Origin of the sequence: Acinetobacter thutiue, assembly GCF_030385805.1 — a bacterium.
GTDB lineage: Bacteria > Pseudomonadota > Gammaproteobacteria > Pseudomonadales > Moraxellaceae > Acinetobacter > Acinetobacter corruptisaponis.
Window position 1 is genome coordinate 1002249 of record NZ_JAUDZE010000001.1, and the last position, 25794, is coordinate 1028042.

24 protein-coding genes are annotated in these 25794 nt (G+C 41.2%); 6 read left to right on the plus strand and 18 right to left on the minus strand.

All coding sequences use genetic code 11. The annotated features are described in order from the left end of the window. Nucleotides 1-77 precede the first annotated feature (77 nt). Nucleotides 78-794 (plus strand): tRNA (guanosine(46)-N7)-methyltransferase TrmB, encoded by a 717-nt coding sequence (trmB, locus tag QTA56_RS05010; RefSeq protein WP_267979821.1) that lies wholly within the window; start codon nt 78-80, stop codon nt 792-794. 106 nt (nt 795-900) lie between these two features. Here trmB and QTA56_RS05015 read toward each other — a convergent pair whose 3' ends face one another. After that, nucleotides 901-1956 carry a Rieske 2Fe-2S domain-containing protein gene (locus QTA56_RS05015; RefSeq protein WP_267979822.1) on the minus strand — a complete coding sequence of 352 codons (1056 nt, stop codon included), beginning with the start codon at nt 1954-1956 and terminating at the stop codon, nt 901-903. A 205-nt stretch (nt 1957-2161) separates the two neighbouring features. On the opposite strand from QTA56_RS05015, the gene QTA56_RS05020 reads away from it, so the two are divergent. Further along, a complete protein-coding gene (locus tag QTA56_RS05020; RefSeq protein ID WP_267979823.1) occupies nt 2162-3091 on the plus strand; it encodes a LysR family transcriptional regulator in 930 nt (309 codons plus the stop codon). A 129-nt stretch (nt 3092-3220) separates the two neighbouring features. After that, nucleotides 3221-4171, plus strand: a complete 951-nt coding sequence (puuE, locus tag QTA56_RS05025) for an allantoinase PuuE (RefSeq protein ID WP_267979824.1) — start codon at nt 3221-3223, stop codon at nt 4169-4171. A 37-nt stretch (nt 4172-4208) separates the two neighbouring features. On the opposite strand, the gene QTA56_RS05030 is transcribed toward puuE, so the two are convergent. From QTA56_RS05030 to QTA56_RS05055, 6 genes are all read right to left on the minus strand, one after another. Further along, nucleotides 4209-4565: a type II toxin-antitoxin system VapC family toxin gene (locus tag QTA56_RS05030; protein WP_267979825.1), complete on the minus strand. Its 357-nt coding sequence runs from the start codon at nt 4563-4565 to the stop codon at nt 4209-4211. Nucleotides 4566-4579: 14 nt separating this feature from the next. Then, on the minus strand, nt 4580-4828 hold the full coding sequence (locus QTA56_RS05035) for a hypothetical protein (protein ID WP_267979826.1): 249 nt from the start codon (nt 4826-4828) through the stop codon (nt 4580-4582). Between the two features lie 201 nt (nt 4829-5029). Next, complete coding sequence (locus tag QTA56_RS05040) at nt 5030-6475, minus strand: amidohydrolase family protein (RefSeq protein WP_267979827.1); 1446 nt, start codon at nt 6473-6475, stop codon at nt 5030-5032. After that, nucleotides 6472-7266, minus strand: a complete 795-nt coding sequence (locus QTA56_RS05045) for an ABC transporter permease (RefSeq protein ID WP_267979828.1) — start codon at nt 7264-7266, stop codon at nt 6472-6474. Before QTA56_RS05045 ends, QTA56_RS05040 begins: the two co-directional genes overlap by 4 nt. After that, on the minus strand, nt 7259-8080 hold the full coding sequence (locus QTA56_RS05050) for an ABC transporter ATP-binding protein (RefSeq protein WP_267979829.1): 822 nt from the start codon (nt 8078-8080) through the stop codon (nt 7259-7261). Before QTA56_RS05050 ends, QTA56_RS05045 begins: the two co-directional genes overlap by 8 nt. A gap of 53 nt (nt 8081-8133) precedes the next feature. Next, nucleotides 8134-9111: an ABC transporter substrate-binding protein gene (locus tag QTA56_RS05055; protein WP_267979830.1), complete on the minus strand. Its 978-nt coding sequence runs from the start codon at nt 9109-9111 to the stop codon at nt 8134-8136. A gap of 785 nt (nt 9112-9896) precedes the next feature. Between QTA56_RS05055 and QTA56_RS05060 the strand changes: the two genes are divergently transcribed. Next, the gene (locus QTA56_RS05060) at nt 9897-10910 is read left to right on the plus strand and encodes an isopenicillin N synthase family dioxygenase (RefSeq protein WP_267979831.1); all 1014 of its coding nucleotides are present in this window, start codon (nt 9897-9899) and stop codon (nt 10908-10910) included. Nucleotides 10911-11038: 128 nt separating this feature from the next. On the opposite strand, the gene QTA56_RS05065 is transcribed toward QTA56_RS05060, so the two are convergent. Next, nucleotides 11039-11545, minus strand: a complete 507-nt coding sequence (locus QTA56_RS05065) for an ureidoglycolate lyase (RefSeq protein ID WP_267979832.1) — start codon at nt 11543-11545, stop codon at nt 11039-11041. A gap of 277 nt (nt 11546-11822) precedes the next feature. After that, nucleotides 11823-12827 carry an allantoicase gene (gene alc, locus QTA56_RS05070; protein WP_267979833.1) on the minus strand — a complete coding sequence of 335 codons (1005 nt, stop codon included), beginning with the start codon at nt 12825-12827 and terminating at the stop codon, nt 11823-11825. 157 nt (nt 12828-12984) lie between these two features. Here alc and QTA56_RS05075 point away from each other — a divergent pair, with 157 nt between their 5' ends. Then, nucleotides 12985-13698, plus strand: a complete 714-nt coding sequence (locus tag QTA56_RS05075; protein ID WP_267979834.1) for a FadR/GntR family transcriptional regulator — start codon at nt 12985-12987, stop codon at nt 13696-13698. Between the two features lie 179 nt (nt 13699-13877). Beyond that, nucleotides 13878-15035 (plus strand): FAD-dependent urate hydroxylase HpxO, encoded by a 1158-nt coding sequence (hpxO, locus tag QTA56_RS05080; protein WP_267979835.1) that lies wholly within the window; start codon nt 13878-13880, stop codon nt 15033-15035. A 166-nt stretch (nt 15036-15201) separates the two neighbouring features. On the opposite strand, the gene QTA56_RS05085 is transcribed toward hpxO, so the two are convergent. From QTA56_RS05085 to QTA56_RS05125, 9 genes are all read right to left on the minus strand, one after another. Continuing rightward, nucleotides 15202-16497 (minus strand): OprD family outer membrane porin, encoded by a 1296-nt coding sequence (locus tag QTA56_RS05085; RefSeq protein ID WP_267979836.1) that lies wholly within the window; start codon nt 16495-16497, stop codon nt 15202-15204. 196 nt (nt 16498-16693) lie between these two features. Continuing rightward, nucleotides 16694-18067 (minus strand): nucleobase:cation symporter-2 family protein, encoded by a 1374-nt coding sequence (locus QTA56_RS05090; RefSeq protein WP_267979837.1) that lies wholly within the window; start codon nt 18065-18067, stop codon nt 16694-16696. Between the two features lie 51 nt (nt 18068-18118). Further along, nucleotides 18119-18454 (minus strand): hydroxyisourate hydrolase, encoded by a 336-nt coding sequence (gene uraH, locus QTA56_RS05095; protein WP_267979838.1) that lies wholly within the window; start codon nt 18452-18454, stop codon nt 18119-18121. Continuing rightward, nucleotides 18454-18954, minus strand: coding sequence for a 2-oxo-4-hydroxy-4-carboxy-5-ureidoimidazoline decarboxylase (gene uraD, locus QTA56_RS05100; protein ID WP_267979839.1), 501 nt, complete (start codon nt 18952-18954; stop codon nt 18454-18456). The genes uraH and uraD overlap by 1 nt, the downstream gene beginning before the upstream one ends. A gap of 282 nt (nt 18955-19236) precedes the next feature. Next, a complete protein-coding gene (locus tag QTA56_RS05105; RefSeq protein WP_267979840.1) occupies nt 19237-20178 on the minus strand; it encodes a Dyp-type peroxidase in 942 nt (313 codons plus the stop codon). An 87-nt stretch (nt 20179-20265) separates the two neighbouring features. Then, nucleotides 20266-21057, minus strand: a complete 792-nt coding sequence (fdhD, locus tag QTA56_RS05110; protein WP_267979841.1) for a formate dehydrogenase accessory sulfurtransferase FdhD — start codon at nt 21055-21057, stop codon at nt 20266-20268. Between the two features lie 20 nt (nt 21058-21077). Beyond that, nucleotides 21078-23489, minus strand: a complete 2412-nt coding sequence (locus QTA56_RS05115; RefSeq protein WP_267979842.1) for an FdhF/YdeP family oxidoreductase — start codon at nt 23487-23489, stop codon at nt 21078-21080. 158 nt (nt 23490-23647) lie between these two features. Next, the gene (locus tag QTA56_RS05120) at nt 23648-24430 is read right to left on the minus strand and encodes a Rossmann-like and DUF2520 domain-containing protein (protein ID WP_267979843.1); all 783 of its coding nucleotides are present in this window, start codon (nt 24428-24430) and stop codon (nt 23648-23650) included. Between the two features lie 128 nt (nt 24431-24558). Further along, on the minus strand, nt 24559-25611 hold the full coding sequence (locus QTA56_RS05125; RefSeq protein WP_267979844.1) for a DUF1311 domain-containing protein: 1053 nt from the start codon (nt 25609-25611) through the stop codon (nt 24559-24561). Nucleotides 25612-25794: the final 183 nt, after the last annotated feature.

Consider the following 25794-nt stretch of genomic DNA (forward strand, 5'->3'; position numbering starts at 1 on the left):
AAAATCTCACTAAAAATTTGACTTGATCAACTGAACACTTACAATACGGCATTTCTATAATTTATATTCCCAGAATCATGTCAAACGATCAGTTAGAAACGCAAATTACGGAACTCGACAATTTACCTGAGCACCGTGAAATTGTGACGTTTATGCGTCGTTCAGCCCCACTCAATACCTCACAACGCACTGCGCTCGAAGATTATCGTGACTTAATTCTGGAATATCCTGTTGGCGACCTGCGTCAGCATTTTGAACAGCCAGAGCGTCCGCTCACTGTGGAAATTGGTTTTGGAATGGGTCGCTCACTGGTGCTTATGGCAAAGGCCAATCCTGAACGTAATTTTGTCGGTATTGAGGTGCACGTTCCTGGTATCGCACAATGTGTTTATGAAGCAGGTATGGCTGGGTTAAAGAATTTACGGGTACTGGATGCAGATGCAATTCAGGTACTTCGTGAAATGCCTGACAATAGCATTAACTGTGTACAACTTTATTTCCCTGATCCGTGGCAGAAAAAACGTCACTTTAAACGCCGTTTTGTGATTCATGAGCGCATGCAGTTGGTTGAACAAAAGCTGGAACTGGGTGGTACATTCCACGCGGCAACCGATTGGGAACCATATGCAGAATGGATGCTGGATGTTCTGGATAATCGCCCGAATCTGGAAAATGTGGCTGGGAAAGGTCAAAGCTACCCTCGCCCTGACTGGCGACCAGTCACCAAGTTCGAGCGCCGTGGTATTGAATCTGGTCATAAAATTAATGATTTCCTGTTTAAGAAAATTCATTAAATAACGCCCTTAAAATCTTATCTCTGTTCTCATAAATGATTGGGCATATAAGATACCCCTACCCATTTATCAAATTGATTTGTAGGGGTTGATTGTAAAGATCCTATCACACAGTATAACGTTTGCTTAATCCCCATTCTGCTAGAATACGACGATACAGGGTTGAGGAACGATCTGCCTCAAAATGGGCTTCAAAACTGATATCGAGTGGCAATTCTTCTGGTTTCTGCGCTTCCACCATCTCCTGATCTTCGGCAAAAATTTGCGCATTAAAGTCATAGACCGCCTGTAAGTCTCCTGTGGTATCAAAATTACGGGTCAACGGCACGAACAAACGGGTTTTGTTATGCGATACAGGACAACAGGCATTTAGGATTTTCAATATGCCCTCATTGGGGAAATACACAGTAAGAATGGCTGAAAATGGTGGATAAATATCAAATACCCGTTTCCATAAAAAACCCTCTGGTGCTAAATGCTGCATCCCATGCGGATAGTTACTTACATTGCTAACATATTCAGTATTTAAACCATAAGTTGTTCTTTCAGTTTTATATTTGGGAACTATAGGATTGTCACGATCTGCAAAAGCCTGATGATGTACCCAGGCAAAATGCGCCACATCAATAAAACCCTCAAGTTGACGACCACTGGAACCTGCAATATCTACATACGGCGGTAAAATCGCCTGATGCTCATTACTTTCCCATGTGTCCAACACAGGAAGATTGGCAAGACTTTCATCTCGTCCCAAAATACTTGTCCAGACCAAACCATATTTTAAAATCACAGGAAATTTGGTCAGGGAAAAACGATCTGAAATTTTGGTCAAATCAGGTTGTGCAGGAATTTTGGTGCATTTCCCCTCTGCATTGAAATGTAAACCATGATAGGGACAAATAATGGTTTCACCCTCAACCCAACCTTTACTCAGTGGTACACCTCGATGCGGACAAATATCACGAACTAAATGAATGTCACCGCTTTCGGTTTGATAAATCGCCATGTTGAGATCAAGCAAAGTGGCTTGGTGTGGCTTGCTGCTGACATCTTCAATACGGGCGACTGGATACCAATGTTGCGCTAATATTTCCCAATCCTGATCATCAAATTGGCTATGACATGGCTTATTTGGAACGTTAATTAATGGGATTGCATTCATGTTTGGCTCACAATTTTATACGCTAGATCATTGATCTTTTTCTATATGCAGTGTGGAGCACATCTTTTTTTTCGTCTATTAGAATGATTTATATGAATCATTCTAAAAATTAGAACACTTAAAATTTTTTTTGTTAGAATCAGAAAGGATGTGCCATCGGGCAGATTACCCTCTGCCCCCTACATGGATTTTTAAAGAGTTTTCTATGAATCTTCCCTTTTCCCGTTTTGCTGAATATTTTATTGCCGTTGCCAAAACAGGAAGTTTAAGAAAGGCGGCTGATCAATTGTATATCTCCGTGTCAGCGGTGCATCGTCAGATTGTGCTGGCAGAAGAACAACTCGGCGTAGCCTTGTTTGAACGTTTGCCGAGTGGTCTAAAACTTACCTTGGCAGGCGAATTACTGTATGCAGATTTGTTGGGTTGGCAGAAAGAGTTTCAACTCACCCAAAAACGTTTAAATGAAATTCAGGGCTTGCAACGGGGTTCGATTGATTTTGGTATGATTTCAGCACTGAGCGAAAGTTTTGTCAGTGCTGTGATTCAGTCGATTCATCAACAATATTCATGGATTAATTTTAATATTCGAGTATTGGACAGTGAAAGCGTTGCTGATCTGGTCATCAAAGCTGAACTGGACTTTGGTTTGATTCTAAATCCTAAACATCAGCATCAACTGCATATCAGTGCCTTTATCGAAATGCCGCTTGGTTTCGTGATTCCAAAACAAAATCCTTTGGCTCACAAGGATAAAATTTATTTTTCAGATACGCTTGAATTTAATCATATTATTCCAGCCGCCCCCTTAATTATTCATGATCATGTCACCGCTTTATATAAGAAGCATGATTTTAATCCACTGCATAAAATCGAATGTAATGATATTCGGATGATGATTTCATTGCTCAGACAAAATCTTGGGATTGGTATTATGAGTTATTTGGATGTCTATCCTCTTATTGAAAGTGGTGAATTTGAGTTTCGAGCAATCAATGAACAAGGGCTGCATCCAATTACGCTGGCGTTATGTGTTGCACCAAAACGACAACTTTCCCGAATTTCTCAAATCATGATGAATCAAATCGTTGAAGAAATGGAAGCACTAAAATTGCGCATGCTACAAAAAATTGGTTAAAAAACCTAATTTATGCACCAAAACAAAACAATTAAATATTTGATTTTATTGTATTTATAAATTGACACCCAACAGTGCAATCAAGTATTTTGATGTGAAGTTTCACATTTTAATGATTCAGATACTGCTATGAGTTGCTCAGATAAAGAGATCGATTTAACCACAGATTATCCTCGAGATATGGTCGGTTATGCCAATCATCCACCCCATGCACAATGGCCCAATCAAGCCAAAATTGCGGTGCAATTCGTGCTGAATTATGAGGAAGGTGGCGAAAAGCATATCCTGCATGGAGATGAAGGCTCAGAGCAATTCCTATCTGAAATTAGCGGTGCGGACAGTTATGCAGCCCGCCATCTATCTATGGATTCGCTATATGAATATGGTTCACGAGCAGGCTTTTGGCGCATTCAACAAGAGTTTGCTAAACGTAATTTACCGATGACGATTTTTGCGGTAGCGATGGCATTACAGCGTAATGCTTTGGTGGTCGAAGCCATTAAGCAACACAATTATGATGTGGTATCGCATGGTTTGCGCTGGATTCATTATCAAAATGTCGATATTGAAACTGAAAAAGCACATATGGCAGAAGCCATGCAAATTTTAAAGGATTTGTTTGGACAATATCCTACAGGTTGGTATACAGGGCGAGATAGTCCGAATACTCGCCAACTATTAGCTGATTATGATCATGTGCAATATGACAGTGACTATTATGGTGATGATTTACCGTTCTGGACGACTTTAAGCAAGGAAAATGGTGAAACTCGTCCACATCTAATTATTCCTTATACTTTAGATACCAATGATATGAAGTTTGCTTCACCGACAGGCTTTAACCGTAGCGAGGATTTTTTTGAGTATCTAAAAGATGCTTTTGATGTGCTGTATGCCGAAGGTGCAACTTCACCCAAAATGCTTTCGATTGGCATGCACTGTCGAATTTTGGGTCGCCCTGCTCGTTTTAAAGCCTTACAAAAATTTCTGGATTATGTGCAAAATCATGATCAAGTCTGGATTTGTACTCGTCAGCAAATAGCTGAACATTGGATGAAATATCATCCTGATCAGGGATAATATACTAAAAAGTTTATGTGTTAATCATGTAGATCCATTATATTTTATACAATTTTACAGGATATTGAAAAATAAGATGATCTGCTGTCATTAAGATTAAGTCTTCACATCTTGCCTGCGCAATCAACATACGATCAAAAGGATCTTTATGAATATCGGGCAACTGTGAAACTTCTAAGCCATGTTTACTACAAATAGGCAATTCAAGATAACCATTTTCAAGTAATCCCTCATATATAAGCGTTGGATTTACAATAAAATCCGAACGGCCTAAACTTTTCTTAATTGTGATTTCCCATAAATTTACAGCACTAAAATAAATGTCATCTTTTGATGTAGAAATTAAATCTAAGACTTCTGGTAATAATTGATCGGACTGATATGCTAACCACAATATAATATGAGTATCTAATAAATATCTCCTATATCACCAAAAAGTTGTTCAATCTCTGTTTGATTCATACGATCAAAATCATCTGGGATATTAAAAGTCTGTTGCTGTAAAAAACCAAATCCACGTACAGGCAGCTTTTCGTGTCGAATTTGTTCTTGTAAATAATGACTCAAGATTTCAGACAAACGTTGTTTATCTAATACACCCACTTGTTCAGCTTTTTGTACTAACTCATCAGGTAAATCAATAGTTAAAGATGTCATGAATACACCTCAAATTCTTATAGGAATCACAAGATAGTAGCATAACTTTAAAAAGATTTATAAGTGAAAGAAAATACAGACTCGGTTAAAAATCATATTAAATTTTTATTAGAGTCTGATGGCAACCATCCCATTGAAATTTTTAAAAATTAAGCTTAATGACCATTAAAAATTCACGGTTCAATTGCCATCGAATCCTACTTAGGCTATTTTAGCCATTTCCATACTGCGCTGTTGCAACACTTTGACGGATTGTTTGGCTTGCCACGCCAGCTCCATCATATCGACATCAGGAATCTGGTCATTTTCCATCACCATTTTACCTGCAATAAACATCGCCTTGATTTTTGCTCGTCCAGCACTGGCAATTGGCGCAATCGCAACATCATGTAAACCAAAATAACGTGGATCATCCAATTGATAAATCACCAGATCCGCCTGTTGTCCTACCTCTAGCGTACCAACTTGATCCAAGCCTAAAATTTTTGCACCGCCAGCCGTTCCCCAACGGATAATATCTTCAATGGTGGTAGCATCTCCGCCACCCTCAAATAACCCGCCCTCATATTGCGGTTTTGCCAACATCCCTTTTCTGGCACGTTGTAGTAACCATGCCGCATGGGTTTCGGACAACATATCGGCTGCTTCATTGGATGCTGCGCCATCAACACCAATCGAAATGGTCATGCCTGCTTGTTCCAAACTAACCAGATCGGCAATGCCACTGCCTAGACGTGCATTACTTTGTGGGCAATGCGCAATCCCTGTTCGGGTTTGTCCCAAAATCTGGATTTCTTCGGGCAATAACTTCACTAAATGGGCAAACCAGACATCACTGCCTACCCAGTCATGTTCAGCACAAAACTGCACAGGCGTCATATTAAATTTAGCTTTGGCTGCATCCAGATAGTCCACCGTTTCAGATAAATGACTGTGCATCCCAATCCCAAGCTGTCGAGCAATTTTGGCAGTTTCCCGAAATTGTTGCGGTGTCGTCGAATGCAGACTTGAAGTCGGTGCCATCACGATTTTATGCAATGCGGCTGAGTCTGCCTGATGGTATTTGCTCACCAGACGCTCAATATCCGCCATATAGTCTTCAAACTTTTCAGGACGCAAGGCTTGTGGCAATTCATTTTCCAATCCACGAGTCAAAGTTGCGCCACCCCGACACAGCACAAAACGCATGCCCAGTTTTTCAGCTTCATCAAATAATATCGCCGAACCATCAAAGGGCATCTGTGGCCAATATAAATAATGGTGATCTGCGACGGTGGCACAGCCTGAACGCAACAATTCAATTAGACCAATCCGTACCGCAATCCGAAAAGTCTGCTCATCAAATGCACCACGAAAACGATATGGTGTACTGGCCAGCCATGCAGTCAAGCTTTGGTTTAGACCTTGTGGCTCACCTTTGAGTAAAGACTGGAACAAGTGGTGATGGGTATTGACCCAAGCTGGATAAATGACACAATCTTTAGCATCTACAATTTGTTCATTGGCGTGTGCAGTAAGTTGTCCCAACTCAGTAATTTTGCCATTTTGAATACGAATATCAGTCGCTGAACTACGTGCCGCATCACCTGATAAGCCTGTCAAAACAGCATCGGCATTTTTAATTAAATAAGAATGGTGATTGATCATACTTGTTCACTCTCATGCCATTGGCTTAGAAATACACGGCTTAATAATGACATCAATACAAACAATGCCAAGCCTGTACAGGTAATCAGAAATAATGCCGCAAACATTAAGGGTAAATCCAGTTGAAAACCTGCCTGTAAAATTTGATACGCCAAGCCTGCACTTGTTCCGCCCGCACCTGCCACAAATTCAGACACCACTGCACCAATCAATGCCAAACCACAGGAAATTCTTAAACCACCAAAGAAATACGGCAAGGCATTCGGTACACGTAAACGCATCAGGATTTGCCAGCGACTGGCTTTATTAATTTGAAATAAATTCAGCAAGCCTTTATTGACACTGCGCAGCCCCAAAGTGGTATTGGTCAAAATTGGGAAAACAGCAACCAACATGGCACAAATCACCAATGCCAAAGTGGTATTTTGAATCCAGATAATCACCAACGGCGCAATTGCTACAATGGGCGTGACCTGAAATAAAATCGCATAGGGCATAAAACAAGCTTCGATGAGTCGACTTTGTACAAATAAAAATGCCACCAAAGTTCCGATCACCACCGCACAGGCAAATGCCAATAACGTAATTTTTAAAGTTACCCACAAACTTCCAAGTAATAGACCCGACTGATTCACCATTGCCATGACAATATCACTGGGTTTTGGAATCACATAAATCGGGACATTAAGTTGCTGAAAACTGAGTTGCCAGATCAATAAAAATAACAGACCAAGCGTGACAGGCGCAGCAATACGTTGTACGGCAGGATTTTGAATTAAAGGTTTAATCATGAGCATGCCCTCCGCTTGCTTCAGCCAATACATGAGAAAGATGTGAACATTGTTGAATAAAAACTTCTGAGGTGCGGAATGCTTCATCCCGTTGATAAGGTCCATCAATTTCCATATCAGCCACCACACGACCAGGACGTGCGCCCATCACAATCACACGAGACGATAGATACACTGCTTCATAAATACTATGCGTCACAAAAACCACAGTTAAATCACGTTCAGACCAGAGCTTGCGAATATCACTATCCAGTTTATGGCGGGTAAATTCATCCAGTGCGCCAAAAGGTTCATCCATCAACAATAGATCTGGTTCTGTGACCAATGCCCGTGCCAAAGAGGCACGCATTTGCATTCCACCTGACAACTCACGTGGATAGGCTTTATTAAATTTATCCAAACCGACGGCTTTTAAGACATCCAATACTTTTGGGGTACTCACCGATTTGGGAATTCCCTGTAAATCCAAAGGCAGGCGCACATTGTCCTCGATATTTGCCCACGGCATTAAGGTTGCTTCCTGAAACACCATTGCCATTTTGCATTGTGACTGAATGTCGCCCTTACCATTCCAACGCACCTGACCCGCAGATGGCTGTTCCAGATCGGCAAACATTTTCAATAAGGTACTTTTGCCACAACCTGATGGTCCAAGTAATGACACAATCTCACCACGAGCAATATTTAAATCCAGTCGCTGTAAGGCATTGGTGCCATTGGGATAGGTTTTTTCTACACCTCTGACCATCAGCATCGGTGTAATGAAGTTTGAGGATTCCTTAATTGGAGTCTCGATTGATAAAGCTGAATTCATGCGGTTTCCCCTTTAGACAGACGCCCTATTTTCTAACCAGAAGATGCAATGACTTATTTCTTCACAGGATTAAACTGTGTGGTATAAGCCGATTTCCAGTTGGTTTTTGCATCGAGCAAACCTGAGTTCACCATAAAGTCTCGTGTGGCTTTCCAACGTGCATCAGTCATCACACCAATGCCTTTGGTTTTGGCATCGCCACCATCAATCAGTTGTAACTTTTTCATTTGACTGACCGCAAATGCCAGTAGCTCATCATTCATATTTGGATTTTCTTTTTTAATGATGGCATTACCTAAACGTGGATCAGCCAGATAATTTTTCCACCCCTCCATTGAAGCCTGTACAAAACGTTTCACCACATCAGGTTTATTTTGCAGCACATCATTACGAGTCACTAAAATGCCACCGTAGGCAGGATAGCCAGCATCGGCAAAGAGGAAGAAATTGCTTGATGGTTCAGCTTTTTTAGCCTGAAATACTTCTGAGGTGGCGTAGGCTTGTTGTGCTACGTTTTTACCTGCCAGAAATGGCTGCATATTAAAGGTATACGGACGAGCTTGTGATACATCCAGCTTATATTTACCTTTTAACCACGGCCACCAGCTTGCCTGTCCACTGGTAGAGACTAGAATGGTTTTGCCTTTTAAATCAGCCAGTGATTTGACATCACTATGCGTCAGGATGCCTTGCGGATCGAACTGGAACGGTGCTGCCACAGCTTTGATTGGAAAATTACTTTCGATGCCCTTTAATACTTGTAAATCATAATTGATAATAATGTCAGCACGTTTAGAGAGTAATAAACTCATATTATTCACTTGTGGCCCACCGATTTTAATATCAACATCCAGACCATATTTTTTATAGATGCCTTGTGCCAAAGCCTGATAATATCCACCCTGCTCGGCTTGTGCATACCATGTGGTTTGTAATACCAATTTATCGGCAGCATGGGTAAAGGAACTGAATAATAATGCACCTGCAATAGCGGTTAATCGTGCTTTACCTACATAGTGTTGAATTTTCATAAATAAGACCCCTAAATATGTATGAACTCATATCGCTATTCTTTTAGGGGCAATAAAGCAAATGTATATCTACAGGTTTTCACATACACATTTTCTCTCAAGGCCAAATAAATTGACCTTGTCCCCAAAAGAGGAACAGCGAACGCTGTAGAGCAATGTCCCATGTGTTATACACACTAACCGCTTATACTCAGTTATGATTTAGCAAACAACGTGCCAACATTTATTTAATGATATTTTTCATTAAGTTAAAAAATATAGATTTATCTTAAAAATAATTAGGCCAATAAAAAACAGTATTTTTCTTATTTTGAACATAATAAAAATTTACTCATCTTAATATTGCACCATTTTAAATCAGCAATGGGACTAAAATGATTCATTCTGATTACAAATGACTTTTATGTTGAGATAATAATAGGTTAATTGACCAAAACCCTATGATTTAAATAGCAATTCTTTATATTGCAGGAATTGGCATCAAAAATGCTTAATATTATTTTGTCAGAGTAGAAGCGTTCAGCATCAAAACAATTTAGATTAATATCAGGCAGATTGCCAGCTGCCCCTACAAGCCATAAATTTGCAAATTTTTATGATAATTTTGTAGGGTATGATGGTAATCATACCGAGTTTAAATCGTTATTATTTGATGTGGGTCATTGCTCAGGAATCAGCTTACTTTTTATTTATTTAGAGAGTATGGCTCTTTTTTGAAAAAATGACCCAGTCTCTTTCAATCTATTTGATTGGGTCATGGTTTATCCAGAAATAGAGGTTGAAATATGAATAGCGCAAACATGACCAAACTCGCTGAAAATAACTACAGCTTGGAAGAACTGCAAAAAGAATCCTGTATGGGTGCTTTCGGTCAGGAAACTTTTGAACGTGAAGTTCGGGTGATTGATCTGTCTGATTTTGAACAACGTAAATATGAAATTGCCGATCAACTCTGGTCTGCTGCAACCGATATTGGTTTTTTTCAGGTTTCAAATCATGGCATTGATTTAGGTCAAATCCAGAATGCCTTTGATATGACACAACAATTTTTTAAGCTACCTGAACAGGTTAAAGCACAATATCCTTTAAATCGGAATGCAGGCTGGGAAAGCAAGGCACAGATTCGCCCATCAACCAGCACCCCTGACCAAAAAGAATCCTATCAGATTACCCGTCCACGTATGACTGGACTCTATCCAACTGAACAGGAACTTCCTGATTTTAAAAATACCATGCTGAATTTTGAACGTGCCTGCTGGCAAGTCGGCATGAAAATTCTTTCCTGTTTTGCCTATAAACTCGGTTTTGCTGATAATTTCTTCACACTTGCGCATGATCCAGATCAGGAAACCTATCAAAGCACTTTACGTATGTTGCACTACTATGCCATTGATCCAGCATTGAAAGATCAACTTGGTTTATGGCGTGCAGGTGCACATACTGATTTTGATTGCTTAACTTTACTATTCCAGCGTAACGGTCAAGGTGGTTTACAGGTTTGCCCAGGCAAGGATATGGAACAGCAGCAATGGACCAGTATTGAACCTCGTGATGATGTCATTACCTGTAATATTGGTGATATGCTGATGCGCTGGAGTGATGATCAATTGCCATCCAATTTCCATCGGGTAAAAAATCCTGAGGCACATGAATATCAAGGCGCACGTTATAGTCTGGCATTTTTCTGTCAAGCCAATGAAGATGTGCTGATTGAAAGCCCGAATAAAAAATATCCTGCCATTACTGCAAAGGAATATTTAAAACAACGGATTAGTGCAAATTTTGAAGGAAAATATTGATTTGCTTGTAGGGGAGGATGACAATCGTCCCTCCCTTAAAAGACAATCTTTTTATTCAATTAAAACATCCTCAGACAAACTTATAACGGTGCGATTACCATCGCACCCTACGACATGGCAAATTAAATTTAACCTACAATTACATAATCCTTAGTCATCTGATATACATCACAATTATTTCCACCACCAATCCGATCAACCACCAAAAAATCACTATTGTGTTCTAAAGTAATTAATGAATGATGCCATACCCCTTGATGATAATTGACGCCTTGCTGACCATTGGATAAAAAAGCAAAAATCTGTTGTTCATCAGGCTGTGTATGATCCAATGGCAATGCCACCACAATCACAAATTTCTGTTGTTGCAAAGGAATAAATGACTGTGAACCGTATGGATGCCGCTCCAGCATTTCAATGTGAAATGGCAGCTCAGTTGCAGCAAGATTATGAAAAATACTCATCCCCACTGCCACATCTTCCCCTGACACCTGTGCCAAAGACAGCGCATGATAACGCTCAGTCAATCCATTATTAATCGGAAAAAAATCCCGATTTTCTTTTTCGATGATATCACCAAAAGGCGCAAAACTTTCCTGCGTTAATGGCTGAATCTGGATATTTTTTTCATACATAATCTATTTTCACATTTTAAATTATAAATAATGATTTCGAACATTCACCTATCTAAATCTAAACAACCTTTTACTATCGTGAAAGGCGGCATGGATGCCGCCCGTTTGGCTGCCTTGCGCTGCTTTCAAAGCGTTGCTTCGAAATTGCTCAGGATGTACCATCAGCCAAACAAAGGATTTTTGTTACTTTTCATCCCTGAAAAGTAAGGCAAAAGCCTATACACAAATCATATATTTATCTCGATAGCTTTTGAGGCTGTGCTTAATTATAAAATGACTATTCAGCAATTTTTCCCCATAACCGAATCCGACTAATTCCCCCATCAGGAATCATATTGACCCGAATATAATTGACTTTTTGATGCTTAAGAATTTCAGCGATATATTCATGCACGTTATCCATACTCAAAGGTTGCTGTTCCAATAAAAACGACCAAAACATACTTTGCGGAATCAATTGTGCATCGGTAGCATTTTCCACATAAGCCGCCTGAATCGAACAAAACGCAGGATAATTGCCCTTAAAATAAGCAGTATCCACTTCTATTTTTTCCACCTGACCTGTTTGTCCTAAGGCAATAATGCACCAGTCAAAGCCAGGTGCACGACGACGTTTAGTTTCCCAACCATCGCCCATATTTAAACCACGATCAGGATTGAGCAAGTTATTGGGATGTCCAAAATGTGCATCACTAAATGCCACGATACGACCACCATTTTTTAGACCAATCAGGTCAAGCTGCTTCGTGGTATCGACATGCTCCAACACCACATTGCCATAGACTCTTAAACGAGCAATGCCGCCATCAGGAAAAATATTCAGGCGAATATGGGTAATTTTCTGGGGCATACAATCAAAAAAATGATGATTGTCTGGAGAAAGCACTGAATTTTCTAATAATTGAATCCATTCTGCATTTTCCAAATTTTCATCAGCGGCATAACAGCCCTCAATGGATGCCGAAGCAGGATAATTGCCTGTAAAAAATGAGGTATCAATATCAAAACCAGTCACATTGCCTGTCACACCTAAACGCACGATACACCAGTCATAGCCAGCTTCACGTTTGCGGCGACTTTCCCAGCCATCCATCCATTTGCCATGATCATCATATTTGCCCTCGATAAATTTTGCTGGCTCGCTTTGCAGCATTCTTTCCGCTTTGGCAAAAAACTCATCTGAACATGACACAATCGCTGCACCAATTCGGGTATCTGCCAGATTGGTCAATGCCTGTAAATGACTCGGTAAAGGGATGGTTTTGGCAATATGCACTGTCATTGGTCAATCCTGAATATTTCATTTCTATAGTTTATGCAAAATCCAGTCCAACTGGTCTGACCTGTTATAAAAAATCTGCTCATTTTTAATTTCAATCACTCCCAAAAGAGCAATTTTGTGTAAAATCAAGCTTCATTTAATTCAGGATATGTGGCTCATGAACCCACAGGCAATGCTCAATGGAAAATCATCTCAGGTGACTGAGCAAGCTGTGGAAGTGATTCATCAACGTATTCAACAAGGCAGTTATGCAGTGGGTTCAGCCTTGCCCTCACAACGTGATCTGGCGATTCAGCTCGGCATCAGCCGAGCTTCTTTACGTGAAGCACTGACTCGCCTTGCAGCTTTAGGTTTACTGGAAATTAAGGCAGGTAAAGGCGTCTATGTGATTTCACAGCATAGTCAGGCAGCCGAACAATGGGAGGGAGAACATCGGGTTTCTTTAAAGGATTTTTATCAACTGCGTTATGTACTGGAAAGTTTTTGTGCACTATTAGCCTGTGAGTATTTGACTGAAAATGATAAAACCATGCTCCAACAGTATTACGATACCCTTTCCACAGCGATTAAAGAACAGAATTGGCAAGTAGCCTCTGAAGCGGATTATGCCTTTCATCAACGCATTATTGACCTTAGCCATAATCAATCTATTATTCAAACACTTAGAATGCATACTGAATGGATTAAAAAAAGCCAGATACTTCCTTTTATGCAACCTAACCTCGCCTTTAAAACTGTTCAGGAACATGAATCCATTTTAAATGCCTTATTTAAACAAGATGGGGCTGCTGCGGAAAAAGCCATGCAGGCACATATCATTGGAGCTGCGCAGCGTGCAGGTGTGTATTTTTCTCGGCATGAACAGAAATAAATCATGCACCAATTTACCTCACGCTATGAACCACATCAAAGCACTCTTTCCCATTCTGCTTTTTAATAAAGCAAAATAACTGGTATGACCAGTAAAACCAGTTTCTAAAAATTGGCACAATTCTCGCTTAATACTCTATAGAAATTTTTATTTGTTGAAAAATATTTAGGGTCTAAATGATGAATATTGCGATTGTAGGTGCAGGTATGGGCGGGTTAACTGCTGGTATCGCTTTAAAAAAATTTGGTCATCAAGTTACGATCTATGAACAGGCGGCTGAAATCCTGCCTGTGGGCGCTGCCATTTCGTTGTGGTCAAATGGGGTCAAATGCCTAAACTATTTGGGCTTAACTGATCAAATTCAGGCATTGGGTGGACAGATGGAATCCCTTGCCTATGTTGATGGACTCAATCAGCAAACCATGACCCAATTTAGTCTGACACCTTTATATAAAGAAGTGGGACAACGTGCCTACCCTGTCGCCAGAGCTGATCTACAACAACTACTCATGCAGCAATTTGGTTTGGAAAATATCAAACTCGGCATGAAAATGGTTGAAATCGAATCTACAGAAGAGGAAGTTACTCTACATTTTGAAGATGGTACTCAGGTCACAGCCGATGTGCTGATTGGTGCTGATGGTACACACTCCATTACCCGTAAATTTGTACTCGGTTATCAGGTGGAGCGTCGCTATGCAGGCTATGTCAACTGGAATGGTCTGGTTGAAATTGATGAAGACATTGCCCGTGCACAGCAATGGACAACTTATATCGGTGAGGGAAAACGGGTTTCCCTGATGCCTGTCGCACAAAACCGCTTTTATTTCTTCTTTGATGTACCATTAGAAGCAGGACTAGCCAATCAACGTGATGATTACAAAGCAAAATTAAAACAGTATTTTCAGGGTTGGTGTGAGCCTGTACAAAAATTGATTGATGTACTCGATGAACAAAGAACCAATCGTGTTGAAATTCATGACATTGAACCGTTTATGAATTTCTATAAAGGTCGAGTGGTGCTATTAGGCGATGCAGCACATAGCACCACGCCTGATATTGGACAAGGTGGCTGTCAGGCAATGGAAGATGCGATTTACCTTGCCCGTGCCTTACAGATCAATACTTTTGGTTTGGAAGATGCACTGGAACGTTATCAAAATAAACGCAATGACCGCACCAAAGAAATGGTTTTACGTGCTCGTAAACGTTGTGATATTACCCATATGAAAGACCCACAAGTGACTGAAGAATGGTATCAATCTCTTTATCAGGAACAAGGCAATCATATTATGCAAGGGATTATCAGTAATATTGTGGGCAATCCACTGGATTAATTTTCTGGATTTTTAACATTTTCCCTCTTATTTTGAGGGATTTTTTATCTCTATTTATTCAAGTAGATTTTTTAAATAAGCAAGTTAATATATTGATTATTTTATCTTTAAAATTAATTAAAAAATGCATATTTCCACCTGAAAATATGCATCATTAAAAAGCGAATTAAAACTTATAGCTTAATGTAAGACGGTTCTGCAAGAAGTCCTTTTCATAACGTGGAGATGTTTGAATACCAAAGAAATTACTAACGCTAAACCCCTTGAATGCACCTGTAAAATTATAAATACCAAAGATCATGTATTCTGACTGATTACGACTATCCAAATGTTCCGCTTCCTTTAAATCCATAAATGAATATCGAGCGCCTGCAATCACCTGATCAGATACTTTACCCTCTAACGAAGCCATAAAGGCGTTGCCAGCTCCAAGGTCTTGGGTACTGGTAAAAAATGGCTGAGCAAAGATTTCACCTGATGAGGTTTTAGTGGCATAAGGTGTTAAAAGCGCACCATTTAAATAACTGCCATGATCAGGTTTAATATAGTTATATGCCACTTTAATCGTTGCAGTCGGTAACACTTTTAATGCAGCCTGAGCCCCAAAAATCTGGCTATTGACCTCACCAGCAAGCGCCTTGCCCTGATCTTTACCCGAAATATATTGCAGTGAAAGCTCAGGCGCATAATTGAGTTTTGCAAATGCCAAATCAGCCTGAGTGTAAATGAGACGCGTATAGTCATCATAATTCTGATACCAAAGCTGCGCCTTTAATTTTTTGTCACCTGCCAGCGCTATACTCTTCCCAGCTCCAAAAGACCACACGCCATCTGTTTCAAGTTTCTCATTCTGACGCGAGGTTTTAGTAAATTCGTCTTCACCATAGCTTTTATATTTATTCACTTTGGTCAGACGCAGGAAATCGGTATTATTTCCAATCTGGACATCTGCTGCCTGGTACAAATACATCAGTACACGGCGATCAGCATAATCCCCCATAAACGGTAAATTCAGGCGCTGATTACCAATCGTTACTCTCGCCAGATCATTTTTCCATGCCACATAAGCTTCCGCTAAACCATCACGATCATTCTGTAATTCAGGAACTTCTGGTTTTTGGTCTTTATCATCCAGACGACGCTGTAAGTCATACCCTACTCCAGCCTGCACCCCATAAAAAGGCGCTGTCTCATATTTAACATAACCTCCTGCTGTGAACGTATCCTGATTTAGGTTATTAACAAAATAACCATTATTTAAGGAATAATAGGTTGCCTTTACCACCCCATGCACACTGCCACAGCTCAAAGCCTGCCCCAATAACTGCACAGAATTATCCTTAATTTGGCAATCCTGATGTAGATTAAATAGCCCATTTAAACTGGTATCTGCTGCCTGCCCCTGCATTGCAGCGGTCATCGCCATGATTAAGGTTGCAGATTTCAGTGTAAAGTTTTTCATAAATTTCCCCTTGGATGACATTTAAAAATCAGCTTAGGCAATTGCGAAACAAATGCTGACGACCTTGAAATCCTGTTCTCGCTTTTTTAGGGCAAAAAACTCTCCTAGGCCTATGCAAAAAATGAATAAGCGACTTTTAATTGTGATGTTTAAAAAATGTAAATCGGTTAGAAAATGAAGCAATAAACCTGTGAGATTAATGCCCTGAATTTAACGGAAGCGAGCCAACCTCTGTTGACCTTTTACTAAACGGTAAATGGTTAAAGATGATATTCAGTAAAATTGCTGTGATACAGGCAGAGCTGATCCCTGAATGCAATAAGGTTTTTACCCAGGTTGGAAACTGTGCATAAAACTCCTGATTGACGATTGGAATCATGCCAATTGCAAGTGAAGTCGCCACAATAATCAGATTTTTATGGTCGTTATAATCCACTTTGGCCAAGGTACGAATCCCACTCGCCGCGACTGTGCCAAACAACACGATGCCTGCCCCACCCAGAACTGGCATTGGAATGGAAGCCACCAAACGCCCAACAACTGGCAATAAACCTAAAACAACCAGAATTCCCCCTGCGGTTGCTACTACAAAGCGGCTTTTAATACCTGTAATCGCCACCAAGCCTACATTTTGGGCAAAAGCGGTTTGCATAAATGATCCAAAAACTGGTGCAACAGCACTGGATAACATATCAGCACGCAGACCATCGCCAATCCGTTTTGAATCCACTTTCGTTCCCACAATTTCACCAATCGCAATAATGTCTGCCGTGGTTTCAGTCATGATCACCAAAGTTACAATGACCATTGAAAGAATGGCAGAAAACTCAAATACAGGAGCACCAAAGTAAAAAAAGCTTGGCATGGCAAAAACAGGCCCTGTGGCAACTTTGGAAAAATCGGCAAAACCTGCAAAATAAGCAAGTATGGTTCCCAGTACAATCGCAATCAGAATCGCAAGACGGCGTAGCACCTGACTACGCAACATGCTAAAGATGATGACAATTGCCAAAGTCATCACAGCCAGTCCAACATTGGCAGGATCACCCCAGTTTTCAGCTTTGGGATTCCCCCCCATAATCCAGCGAATAGCCACAGGTGTCAGTGAAATGCCAATCATGGTAATCACACAGCCTGTTACCACTGGCGGGAAAAATCGGATAATCTTGGCAAAGAAAGGGGTAAGCAATAAACCGATTAAAGAAGCCACCATCACTGCACCAAATGCAGAAGCCAGTCCACCGCCTGTACTGACAATCGCCAAGATTGTGGCAACACCAGCAAATGATACGCCCTGAACAATAGGCAGTTTTGCACCAAAATGCTTAAAGCCTATAGTTTGCAATACCGTTGCAATTCCCCCTATAAATAATGCCGCAGCAACCAGCAAACCAATTTCTGATGCTTCCAGACCTGCCGCAGCCCCAATGATCAAGGGCGGTGCGATAATTCCACCATACATGGTCAATACATGCTGTAAACCATAAACCACATTTTTACGCATACCTAAATATTGATGTTCTGCTGATACACTTGTATCGCTTTCACTGTGTATGTTGTCTTGATGCATCGGTATATTCCTCAAATTAAATTCATCATTTCCACATCGGTTAATTTCTGTTTAACTGCCACGATAAGTTGAGTAGGAAAAAGGACTGATTAATAAAGGGACGTGATAATGCTGTTGAACATCCGCCACCTTAAAATCAATGCACACACTTGGATAAAAGCTTTCGATATTTAAAGCCTGAAAATAATCAGCAACCTCAAAAACCAACTGATATTTACCCTCTATAAATGAGTTAATTTTAAATGCCTGAATACGCCCATCAGCATCAGTCAATTGCTGATCCAGCAAAACAGATTCGTGAGCTGTATTTTGAAATAGTTTTACCAAGACATTTGGGGCTGGTTGACCCAGTGAGGCATTTAAAATATGAGTGCTGATACCCGCCATTATTGAATCTCCTGTTTTAAGCGAATCAGGGCAATTTCAGCCAGTTGCTGTTTCACTTCCTGTTGCTCTTGTTCGATGGTATTTTTTAAACGGCGTTGCAATTCAGCCAAAATTTCCATACCTGTGCGCCCTGCTGCACGAATCAGGAAAATATGTCCAAATTTGTGCTCATACTCCAGATTGCCCTGATATAGCGCCTGTTGCAGCACAGTGTCTGGCTCAACTTGTCCTTGTTCCTGTTTTGAAAACTGCTGTTCCTTTTGAGATAAATTCGCTGCCGCCTTTTTCTCACCAATACGGGGATGCTGCGCCAAAGCCTCTGCAATTTCATGCCACTGCCACGTTTGTGCCTGCGCGTTAGCTGCTTGATACAGTTCATCGGTTGCAGCATAAGGCCGATGTTGTACAAGTTTTGCAATCCAACTGGGAATATGGACACAGGGCTGCAAAACCAGATTTGCCTCACCTAGGTTCAATTGATTAAATTGCTCTATATCCATGCATGCTCCAATTTATTGCATTGTCTGACTGGTCTGACCAGATAACATAAATGAAGCAATGAATATGCCAATCTAATAAATTGGGTTAAAAAATGAATTTTTTGAATTTTAGAAAACAATAGAGTGCTTAATAGAATTAAGCACCTGTGTATTTTGATTTAACCAGAAAAACTGAAGCGAATTAAGAAGTGAACACGCTTCGTTAGCAAGAATCTTTTCACCATAATAGGATGAAATGATTGATATATTTTTATTCTCTTGGCATTGTAAAAATGGCTGAACTCAATCAGCCAAATCATCTAGAAAATCAAAGGTAGGTACAAAGAACAGGCTACCTGAAACGGCGGTACTAAAATCGAGTAAACGATCAATGTGACCATTTTCCTTGCCGAGAAACATATTTTCCAGCATGGTTTTGGTAATGTTGAATGAGCGCGAATAACCAATAAAGAACGTGCCATATTCCCCCTCGGTTGGATTGGAGAATGGCATATTGGCCCTTAGAATTTTTAACTCGTTGCCCTCTGCATCATGCGCCTTACTCACTACATTATGCGCATTTTGGGGCTTCACATCATCACCCAGTTCAACATCATCATATTTCTTTCGACCAATCACTTTTTCCTGCTCTTCAGTGGTCAGGCTTTTCCACATCTCCATGTTATGCAGGTATTTCTGGATAAAGACATAGCTACCACCAAGAAACTCGGCATCTTCCTGTCCGACATAGGCAATGTCCTTGGCAATTTCATGTTCAGGGTTTTCCGTACCATCCACAAAACCAAGAATGGCACGACCATCAAAGTATCTAAAGCCCTTGGTCTCGCTGATTGGATAGGTATGTTCCTTTAACTGCTCATGCAGAATGGAAGCCAGTTCATAGCAAATCGCCATTTGGTTGGCGCGGATATGAAAAAACAGGTCCCCTGCGGTTGCAACCGCTGTATGTCGAGGTCCCTTGAGTTCCTGAAACGGCACAAGCTCCTTAGGCTTATTCATTTCTGGAAATAAAAGGTCCCAGGCGTGCGAACCAATCCCCACAGAAGCACTGAAGTTCCCCTGCGAAAAACGGTTGGTCAGGCTACGCACCAAAGCGGAGAAATTGGCAAGAAAGTCAATAATTTCTGAATGATCAGGATTGGTATTGATGCCCAACACAATAAACAGGGCATTCTCACCTGAAAGATTATTGATCACAGGTTGTGGTCTTAAAGATATATTCATAATTTTTCGGAATGGATGAGTTCAGTTACCTTATCCTACACATATCATGTTGTTTTAGGTATCAGCTCAACAACAAATGTTTAAGATTTATTCAGTATATAAAACAAAACCATCGCCACGGCAGAAACTTGCCAAAGTGAGATTGACCTTTTTTGCCATCTCAATTGCCATACTGGTTGGTGCAGAAATCGTTGCCAATAATGCAATATTGCATTGCGCACATTTTCGGATCAGTTCATAACTGGCGCGGCTGGTCATCACCACAAATCCGTCCGCGACATTGAGTTTCTGCTCAGCCAGATAACCCAGCAATTTATCCAGGGCATTATGCCGTCCCACATCTTCAAACAGGGCAATGATCTGCCCTTTCACCACCCAGGCTGCGGCATGCGCGCCACCCGTCAATTCGGTAATTTTTTGCCTGACTTTTAACTGGGCAATGGCATGGGGAATCTGGTTCAGCCATGTTGAGGAAACAACACTACTGACGGTAGGCAAGTTCGTATAAAGCTGTTTAAGACTTTCGATACCACATAGACCACAGCCCGTTCGCCCCACCATCATCCGACGATGTTCTTTTAACGTCATAAATGCCCGTGATGAAATGGTCATCTCAACCTGAACACCCAACTCATCCTGATGAACTTCCAGTGAATAAAGCTCAGTTAAACTATGCAGAATACCCTCAGAAAGGCTAAAGCCCTTGGCAAACACTTCAATATCTGCGGGAGTTGCCATCATCACTGCATGGGAAATTCCGTTATAGATCAGTGCAACTGGATATTCCTGAACGATATAGTCCAGCTCATTTTCCGATACATTGCGACGAAAACGATGCACCTGCATCGTTTCATATCCCACACCCTGCACTGCTGCCATGTATGCCCTCTACCTGAATATCAATTTGTATGATGAACAATGTCATTGGCATGTTCTGGATCAACCGCAATCGCTAGATTAAAATGCTCAGGTGCCTGTCCCGCATGCAAGATGACAGGAACACTTTTGGATGCTGGAATTTTGGCATATTTATCATGGCTACTTAATGCCACCAGTGGATTGGTTTCAGGATAATATGCCGCCAGACTACCGCGTGGAATGTTATAAGGCACAATACGGAAACTATGCACAATCCGCTTGACTCCATCCGAGAATACACTCTCAATATCAACCCATTGATCCGCCTCAAAACCCGCTTCATCAATATCAGCCTGATTCATAAACAAGACTCGACGCTGTCCAAATACCCCCCGATAACGATCATCCAAACCATACAGCGTGGTGTTGTACTGATCATGTGAGCGTGTGGTCATCAAGGTGTAGACTTGCTGTTCACTATAAGCCGCCGCGTATTGATTTTCCTTGTCCTCATAAACCTCCGCCAATGGCGTAATCAAAAATTGAGCTTTGCCACTTGGTGTATTCCAGACATGCTGATTGGCAGGATGCTCCAGATGAAAACCACCTGGCTGATAAACCCGTTGATTAAAATCATGAAATTCATCAAACACTTCTGCGATCGAATCACGGATACGGTCATAGCTTTCAATGTACCAGCGCCATTTAATTTGACTGTCAGGCAAGGTCGCTTCTGCCATTCGGGCGACAATATCAGGTTCAGAGAGAATATTGTCTGAAATGGGTGGATTGCGTCCTGCGGAGAGATGCACATTACTCACTGAGTCTTCAACTGAAATGGCTTGCGCACCATGTAGTTGCATATCCACTTCGGTACGCCCCAAACAAGGCAGCATCAGGGCATCCTGCCCGCAGACCAAATGACTTCGATTCAGCTTGGTGGTGATATGCACCGTCAGGTCACAACGGCGTAACGCCTCCTGTGTATATAAGGTGTCAGGCGTGGCAACCGCAAAATTACCACCCAGACCAATAAAGACTTTGACATCACCCTCATACATTGCCTTGATGGTGTCCACGACCCCATAACCATGTTTACGGGGTGATTGAATGCCAAACACCCGATCAATGTTATCCAGCAGTTTTTTACTTGGATTTTCATTGATACCCATAGTACGGTCACCCTGTACATTACTGTGCCCACGCACTGGACATAATCCTGCACCTGGACGACCAATATGTCCCCTTGCCAACATTAAATTAGCCAGCATATGAATATTGGCTGTTCCATGACGGTGTTGGGTAATCCCCATGCCCCAACAGAAAATGGCTTTATTCGAATCAAGGAACATTTTGGCAATGGATTCCAACTGTTCAGCAGCAAGCCCTGTGTGTTTATGAATGTGATCCCACGGCGTTCGATCCACCTCAGCCAGCATTTCATCAAAGCCAATGGTGTTCATGGCTATAAAATTACGGTCAAAAACGCTTGGTTTGCCTTTGGCAAGTGCCTTTTTATCCCATTCGGACAAGTGTTTCAGCACACCAAACAATAAGGCGTAATCACCGCCAATTTTAGGCTGGAAATAATAACGGCTGATTGGGGTACTGCCGTTGGTCATCATTTCCAGAGGGGCTTGTGGGTCCTGAAAACGTTCCAGTCCACGCTCCTTAATCGGATTAATGGCAATAATATTGCCACCACGTTTTGACACTTCCCGTAAAGTTGCCAACATACGCGGATGGTTGGTGCCTGGATTATGTCCAAAACTAAAAATCGCATCCGCCAGATCAAAATCATCCAGCGTGACGGTGCCTTTACCCAAACCAATCGAATCGGTTAGCCCGACACTGGTGGTTTCGTGGCACATATTGGAACAGTCTGGAAAATTATTGGTGCCAAAACTACGGACAAAGAGCTGGTACAAAAACGCCGCTTCATTACTGGCACGACCAGAGGTATAAAATGCGGCTTTATCTGGATGATCCAAAGCCTGCAAATGTTTGGCAATCAGTTGAAATGCGTCATCCCATGAAATCGGGACATATTTATCCGAGACTGGATCATAACGCATCGGGTCGGTTAAACGCCCCAAATCTTCAAGATAGAAGTCGCTCTGTTCAGACAACCAACTGACCGTATGCTGTGCAAAAAATTCAGGTGTAACGGTTTTACTGGTTGCCTCAAAAGCCACTGCTTTTGCGCCATTCTCACAAAAGTTAAAGGCATGTGCGTCTTTCTTTTCGGGCCATGCACAACCTGGACAGTCAAAACCTGTAGGCTGGTTAATATTCAGTAAGGTGATTGAACCTTTCTTGAGAATATCCTGTCGTTTGAGATTGCGTGCAACACTTAACAGTGCCCCCCATCCCCCAGCAGGCTGGGTATAAGGTTCAATTCTGGCGTAGCCATTATTCTCTTGTTTATGCTTTGTTTGCTCTGAATTGTCCATGCGGCCGTCCTCATCTGAGCTATTTTTATCTAAAGTTCGGTTTAGGTTTAACATGAAAAGGCAACATTTACTATGCTGAATATGTTCGATTGCATTAATTCATTCTGGAATATCCGAACGCTTCAGCCTAGATGACAGGCTTATTCATAAAGCTCAACTCATCCATTGATTTGGTGACGTTTAAAAATCCCCTCACTCAGCAATACATAGATGTCCTGTAAATCTTTAAGATCTGCCCCAGCCAGCAACTGACCATGCATCTGTAGAATATTCTGGTCACCCCGCATGGCAGGCCCAGTTTGCATGGTTTTGGGGTTATGCTTTGTGGCCTTGTCCGCAGTTTCCAGAATCAGGGGATAAAGCAGGCTAAAATCAACCTGTTCATCCTCAACAATCTGCTGGGCCATGTCATAACAATAATTAGTGAAATTACATGCAAACACTGCCGCCAAATGCAGGGTCTGACGCTGCTTGGAACTGTATTGATAAACTCGGTTACTCAGGCTATTTGCCAATTGTGTTAAACGTTCCAAATCTTGCTGCTGAGTTGCTTCCACAAACAATGGCGTTTCCAGCCAGTTCACTTCACGCTCAAAGCTAAAGGTTTGCAGTGGATAAAATACACCTGCCCGCGGATGTGTATGCTCAATGACTGCCAGACTGGTACTGCCAGAGGTATGAACAATCAAATTTTGTGGTAAATATCCAGTAATTGAATGAATGACTTGGGAAATCGCCTGATCACTCACTGCAACAATGACCAGATCAACCTGTGGATCAAGCTGGCTCGGACAGTTGATCGCCTGTGCATCAAGCTGCTGCGCCAACTTTTGCGCATGGGCCAGCTTAGGGCTAAAGACCTGCACAATCTGGTGCTGGCTCTGTAATACTAACGCCAAATGGGTTGCCACACGTCCAGAACCAATCAGGGTGATTTTCATAGCAGTTCTCTATCAGGAAATTTGCTCAAGCATAGCAAAATGAAATACAAAAAATAAAATCGAGCTATGGATAGCTCGATTTTATGCAGAAATCTCAATCAACCTGTTTAAAAGTTAAAAATGGCCTGTTAATTAAACACATTATTCAAGTAAACCACACGCTCAACAGTACGCTTGGTAAAACATTGCGTATATTGCATATCCTGATTCTGCTGACGCATTGCATCATTCCAGTATCGTGACTGTTTTTGATAGGTTTCCATGTCTTTTTCAGCAATATCATAGACACTCTTTTGTGACAGCACCTTACAGTCCACATCACGTTTTTCAAACCAGTCGGACTGGTCCTGCTGCAACTGTGCTTTTTGCTCAGGCGTAAATTGATCCCAGGCTTGATTTAAACGCTCAACCTGTTTGGCTTTTTCAGCATCCAACTCTTTTTGACGTACATTCATGGCTTTTTGTGCCAAGTCAGTTTGAGCAGACTCATTGGCATCATACTCTTGTTGATATGCTGCCCCTTCTTTTTCAATCCGCTGATTTTCCTTTAAATAAGCAACATACTGCACCGCCCTTGTTGCCATAAAGACCACACCCTCAATCACAGAGTTCTGACTTGGGATATTAAAGACCAATCCATCTTTATCTGTTTTGGTGAGGTCATACAAGAACTCGCCTTTTAATTGGTCATCTTCAAGACTTAGTGGATATTCGCTATCGGAAAAATGATCATTCAGGGTATATGGCTTACAACTCTCTTCACACTCCCCATCACCCTGATATTTTTGCTCTTCAAGATAGGCATTTTCTGCACGTTTCTGTAAGCCTTTCGGGAAAGAAATCACCAACTGGCTTTCGCAGTTTAATTTGGTTTTTGATGCTTCCCCACTCTCAGCCTCTAAAGTACGCACATTGGTAATTTCAAACTTGAGTCCCTTGTTGATTTTATCAAGAATGTCATAGTCAGACTGGTAGTCACTTTGTCTTAAACTACGGTCAATCTGTTTTAAATATTCTTTTTTCAACGCCGCCTGAATATGGTTGAGATTTTCCTGATTGGTACAGCTCCACTCGGAAGCAGCCGTTGCGGCATCTTCGGCTTTCTCAGTTGGCTTTAATTTATTACAACCCACCAATAACATTGTCGTTGTCAAAGTTGTAAATATAAAAAACCTGTTCATTTTGAATCACCCTCTTGTCTTGTTTTTTTCGGGCGTATTCTACTCAATTTAAAAGCCTATTTTCGAGTTTTTTCTTTATTTTGCTTTAAACAGTCCTATTTATAATTAAATAGCTAAAGCAAATGGTCAAAATAAAAGGAGTTATGTCGCCATAACTCCTTTCAAGCATTGCTTAAATAACAG

Bases quoted from the DNA above. Each gene is read 5' to 3' on its own strand.
- QTA56_RS05015 (WP_267979822.1), bottom strand. From the start codon at position 1,956: ATGAATGCAATCCCATTAATTAACGTTCCAAATAAGCCATGTCATAGC.
- alc (WP_267979833.1), bottom strand. From the start codon at position 12,827: ATGACAGTGCATATTGCCAAAACCATCCCTTTACCGAGTCATTTACAG.
- QTA56_RS05045 (WP_267979828.1), bottom strand. From the start codon at position 7,266: ATGATTAAACCTTTAATTCAAAATCCTGCCGTACAACGTATTGCTGCG.
- trmB (WP_267979821.1), top strand. From the start codon at position 78: ATGTCAAACGATCAGTTAGAAACGCAAATTACGGAACTCGACAATTTA.
- QTA56_RS05055 (WP_267979830.1), bottom strand. From the start codon at position 9,111: ATGAAAATTCAACACTATGTAGGTAAAGCACGATTAACCGCTATTGCA.
- hpxO (WP_267979835.1), top strand. From the start codon at position 13,878: ATGAATATTGCGATTGTAGGTGCAGGTATGGGCGGGTTAACTGCTGGT.
- QTA56_RS05040 (WP_267979827.1), bottom strand. From the start codon at position 6,475: ATGATCAATCACCATTCTTATTTAATTAAAAATGCCGATGCTGTTTTG.
- QTA56_RS05065 (WP_267979832.1), bottom strand. From the start codon at position 11,545: ATGTATGAAAAAAATATCCAGATTCAGCCATTAACGCAGGAAAGTTTT.
- QTA56_RS05090 (WP_267979837.1), bottom strand. From the start codon at position 18,067: ATGCATCAAGACAACATACACAGTGAAAGCGATACAAGTGTATCAGCA.
- QTA56_RS05105 (WP_267979840.1), bottom strand. From the start codon at position 20,178: ATGAATATATCTTTAAGACCACAACCTGTGATCAATAATCTTTCAGGT.
- puuE (WP_267979824.1), top strand. From the start codon at position 3,221: ATGAGTTGCTCAGATAAAGAGATCGATTTAACCACAGATTATCCTCGA.
- QTA56_RS05120 (WP_267979843.1), bottom strand. From the start codon at position 24,430: ATGAAAATCACCCTGATTGGTTCTGGACGTGTGGCAACCCATTTGGCG.
- QTA56_RS05060 (WP_267979831.1), top strand. From the start codon at position 9,897: ATGAATAGCGCAAACATGACCAAACTCGCTGAAAATAACTACAGCTTG.
- QTA56_RS05050 (WP_267979829.1), bottom strand. From the start codon at position 8,080: ATGAATTCAGCTTTATCAATCGAGACTCCAATTAAGGAATCCTCAAAC.
- QTA56_RS05125 (WP_267979844.1), bottom strand. From the start codon at position 25,611: ATGAACAGGTTTTTTATATTTACAACTTTGACAACGACAATGTTATTG.
- QTA56_RS05085 (WP_267979836.1), bottom strand. From the start codon at position 16,497: ATGAAAAACTTTACACTGAAATCTGCAACCTTAATCATGGCGATGACC.
- uraH (WP_267979838.1), bottom strand. From the start codon at position 18,454: ATGGCGGGTATCAGCACTCATATTTTAAATGCCTCACTGGGTCAACCA.
- fdhD (WP_267979841.1), bottom strand. From the start codon at position 21,057: ATGGCAGCAGTGCAGGGTGTGGGATATGAAACGATGCAGGTGCATCGT.
- uraD (WP_267979839.1), bottom strand. From the start codon at position 18,954: ATGGATATAGAGCAATTTAATCAATTGAACCTAGGTGAGGCAAATCTG.
- QTA56_RS05115 (WP_267979842.1), bottom strand. From the start codon at position 23,489: ATGGACAATTCAGAGCAAACAAAGCATAAACAAGAGAATAATGGCTAC.
- QTA56_RS05035 (WP_267979826.1), bottom strand. From the start codon at position 4,828: ATGACATCTTTAACTATTGATTTACCTGATGAGTTAGTACAAAAAGCT.
- QTA56_RS05020 (WP_267979823.1), top strand. From the start codon at position 2,162: ATGAATCTTCCCTTTTCCCGTTTTGCTGAATATTTTATTGCCGTTGCC.
- QTA56_RS05075 (WP_267979834.1), top strand. From the start codon at position 12,985: ATGAACCCACAGGCAATGCTCAATGGAAAATCATCTCAGGTGACTGAG.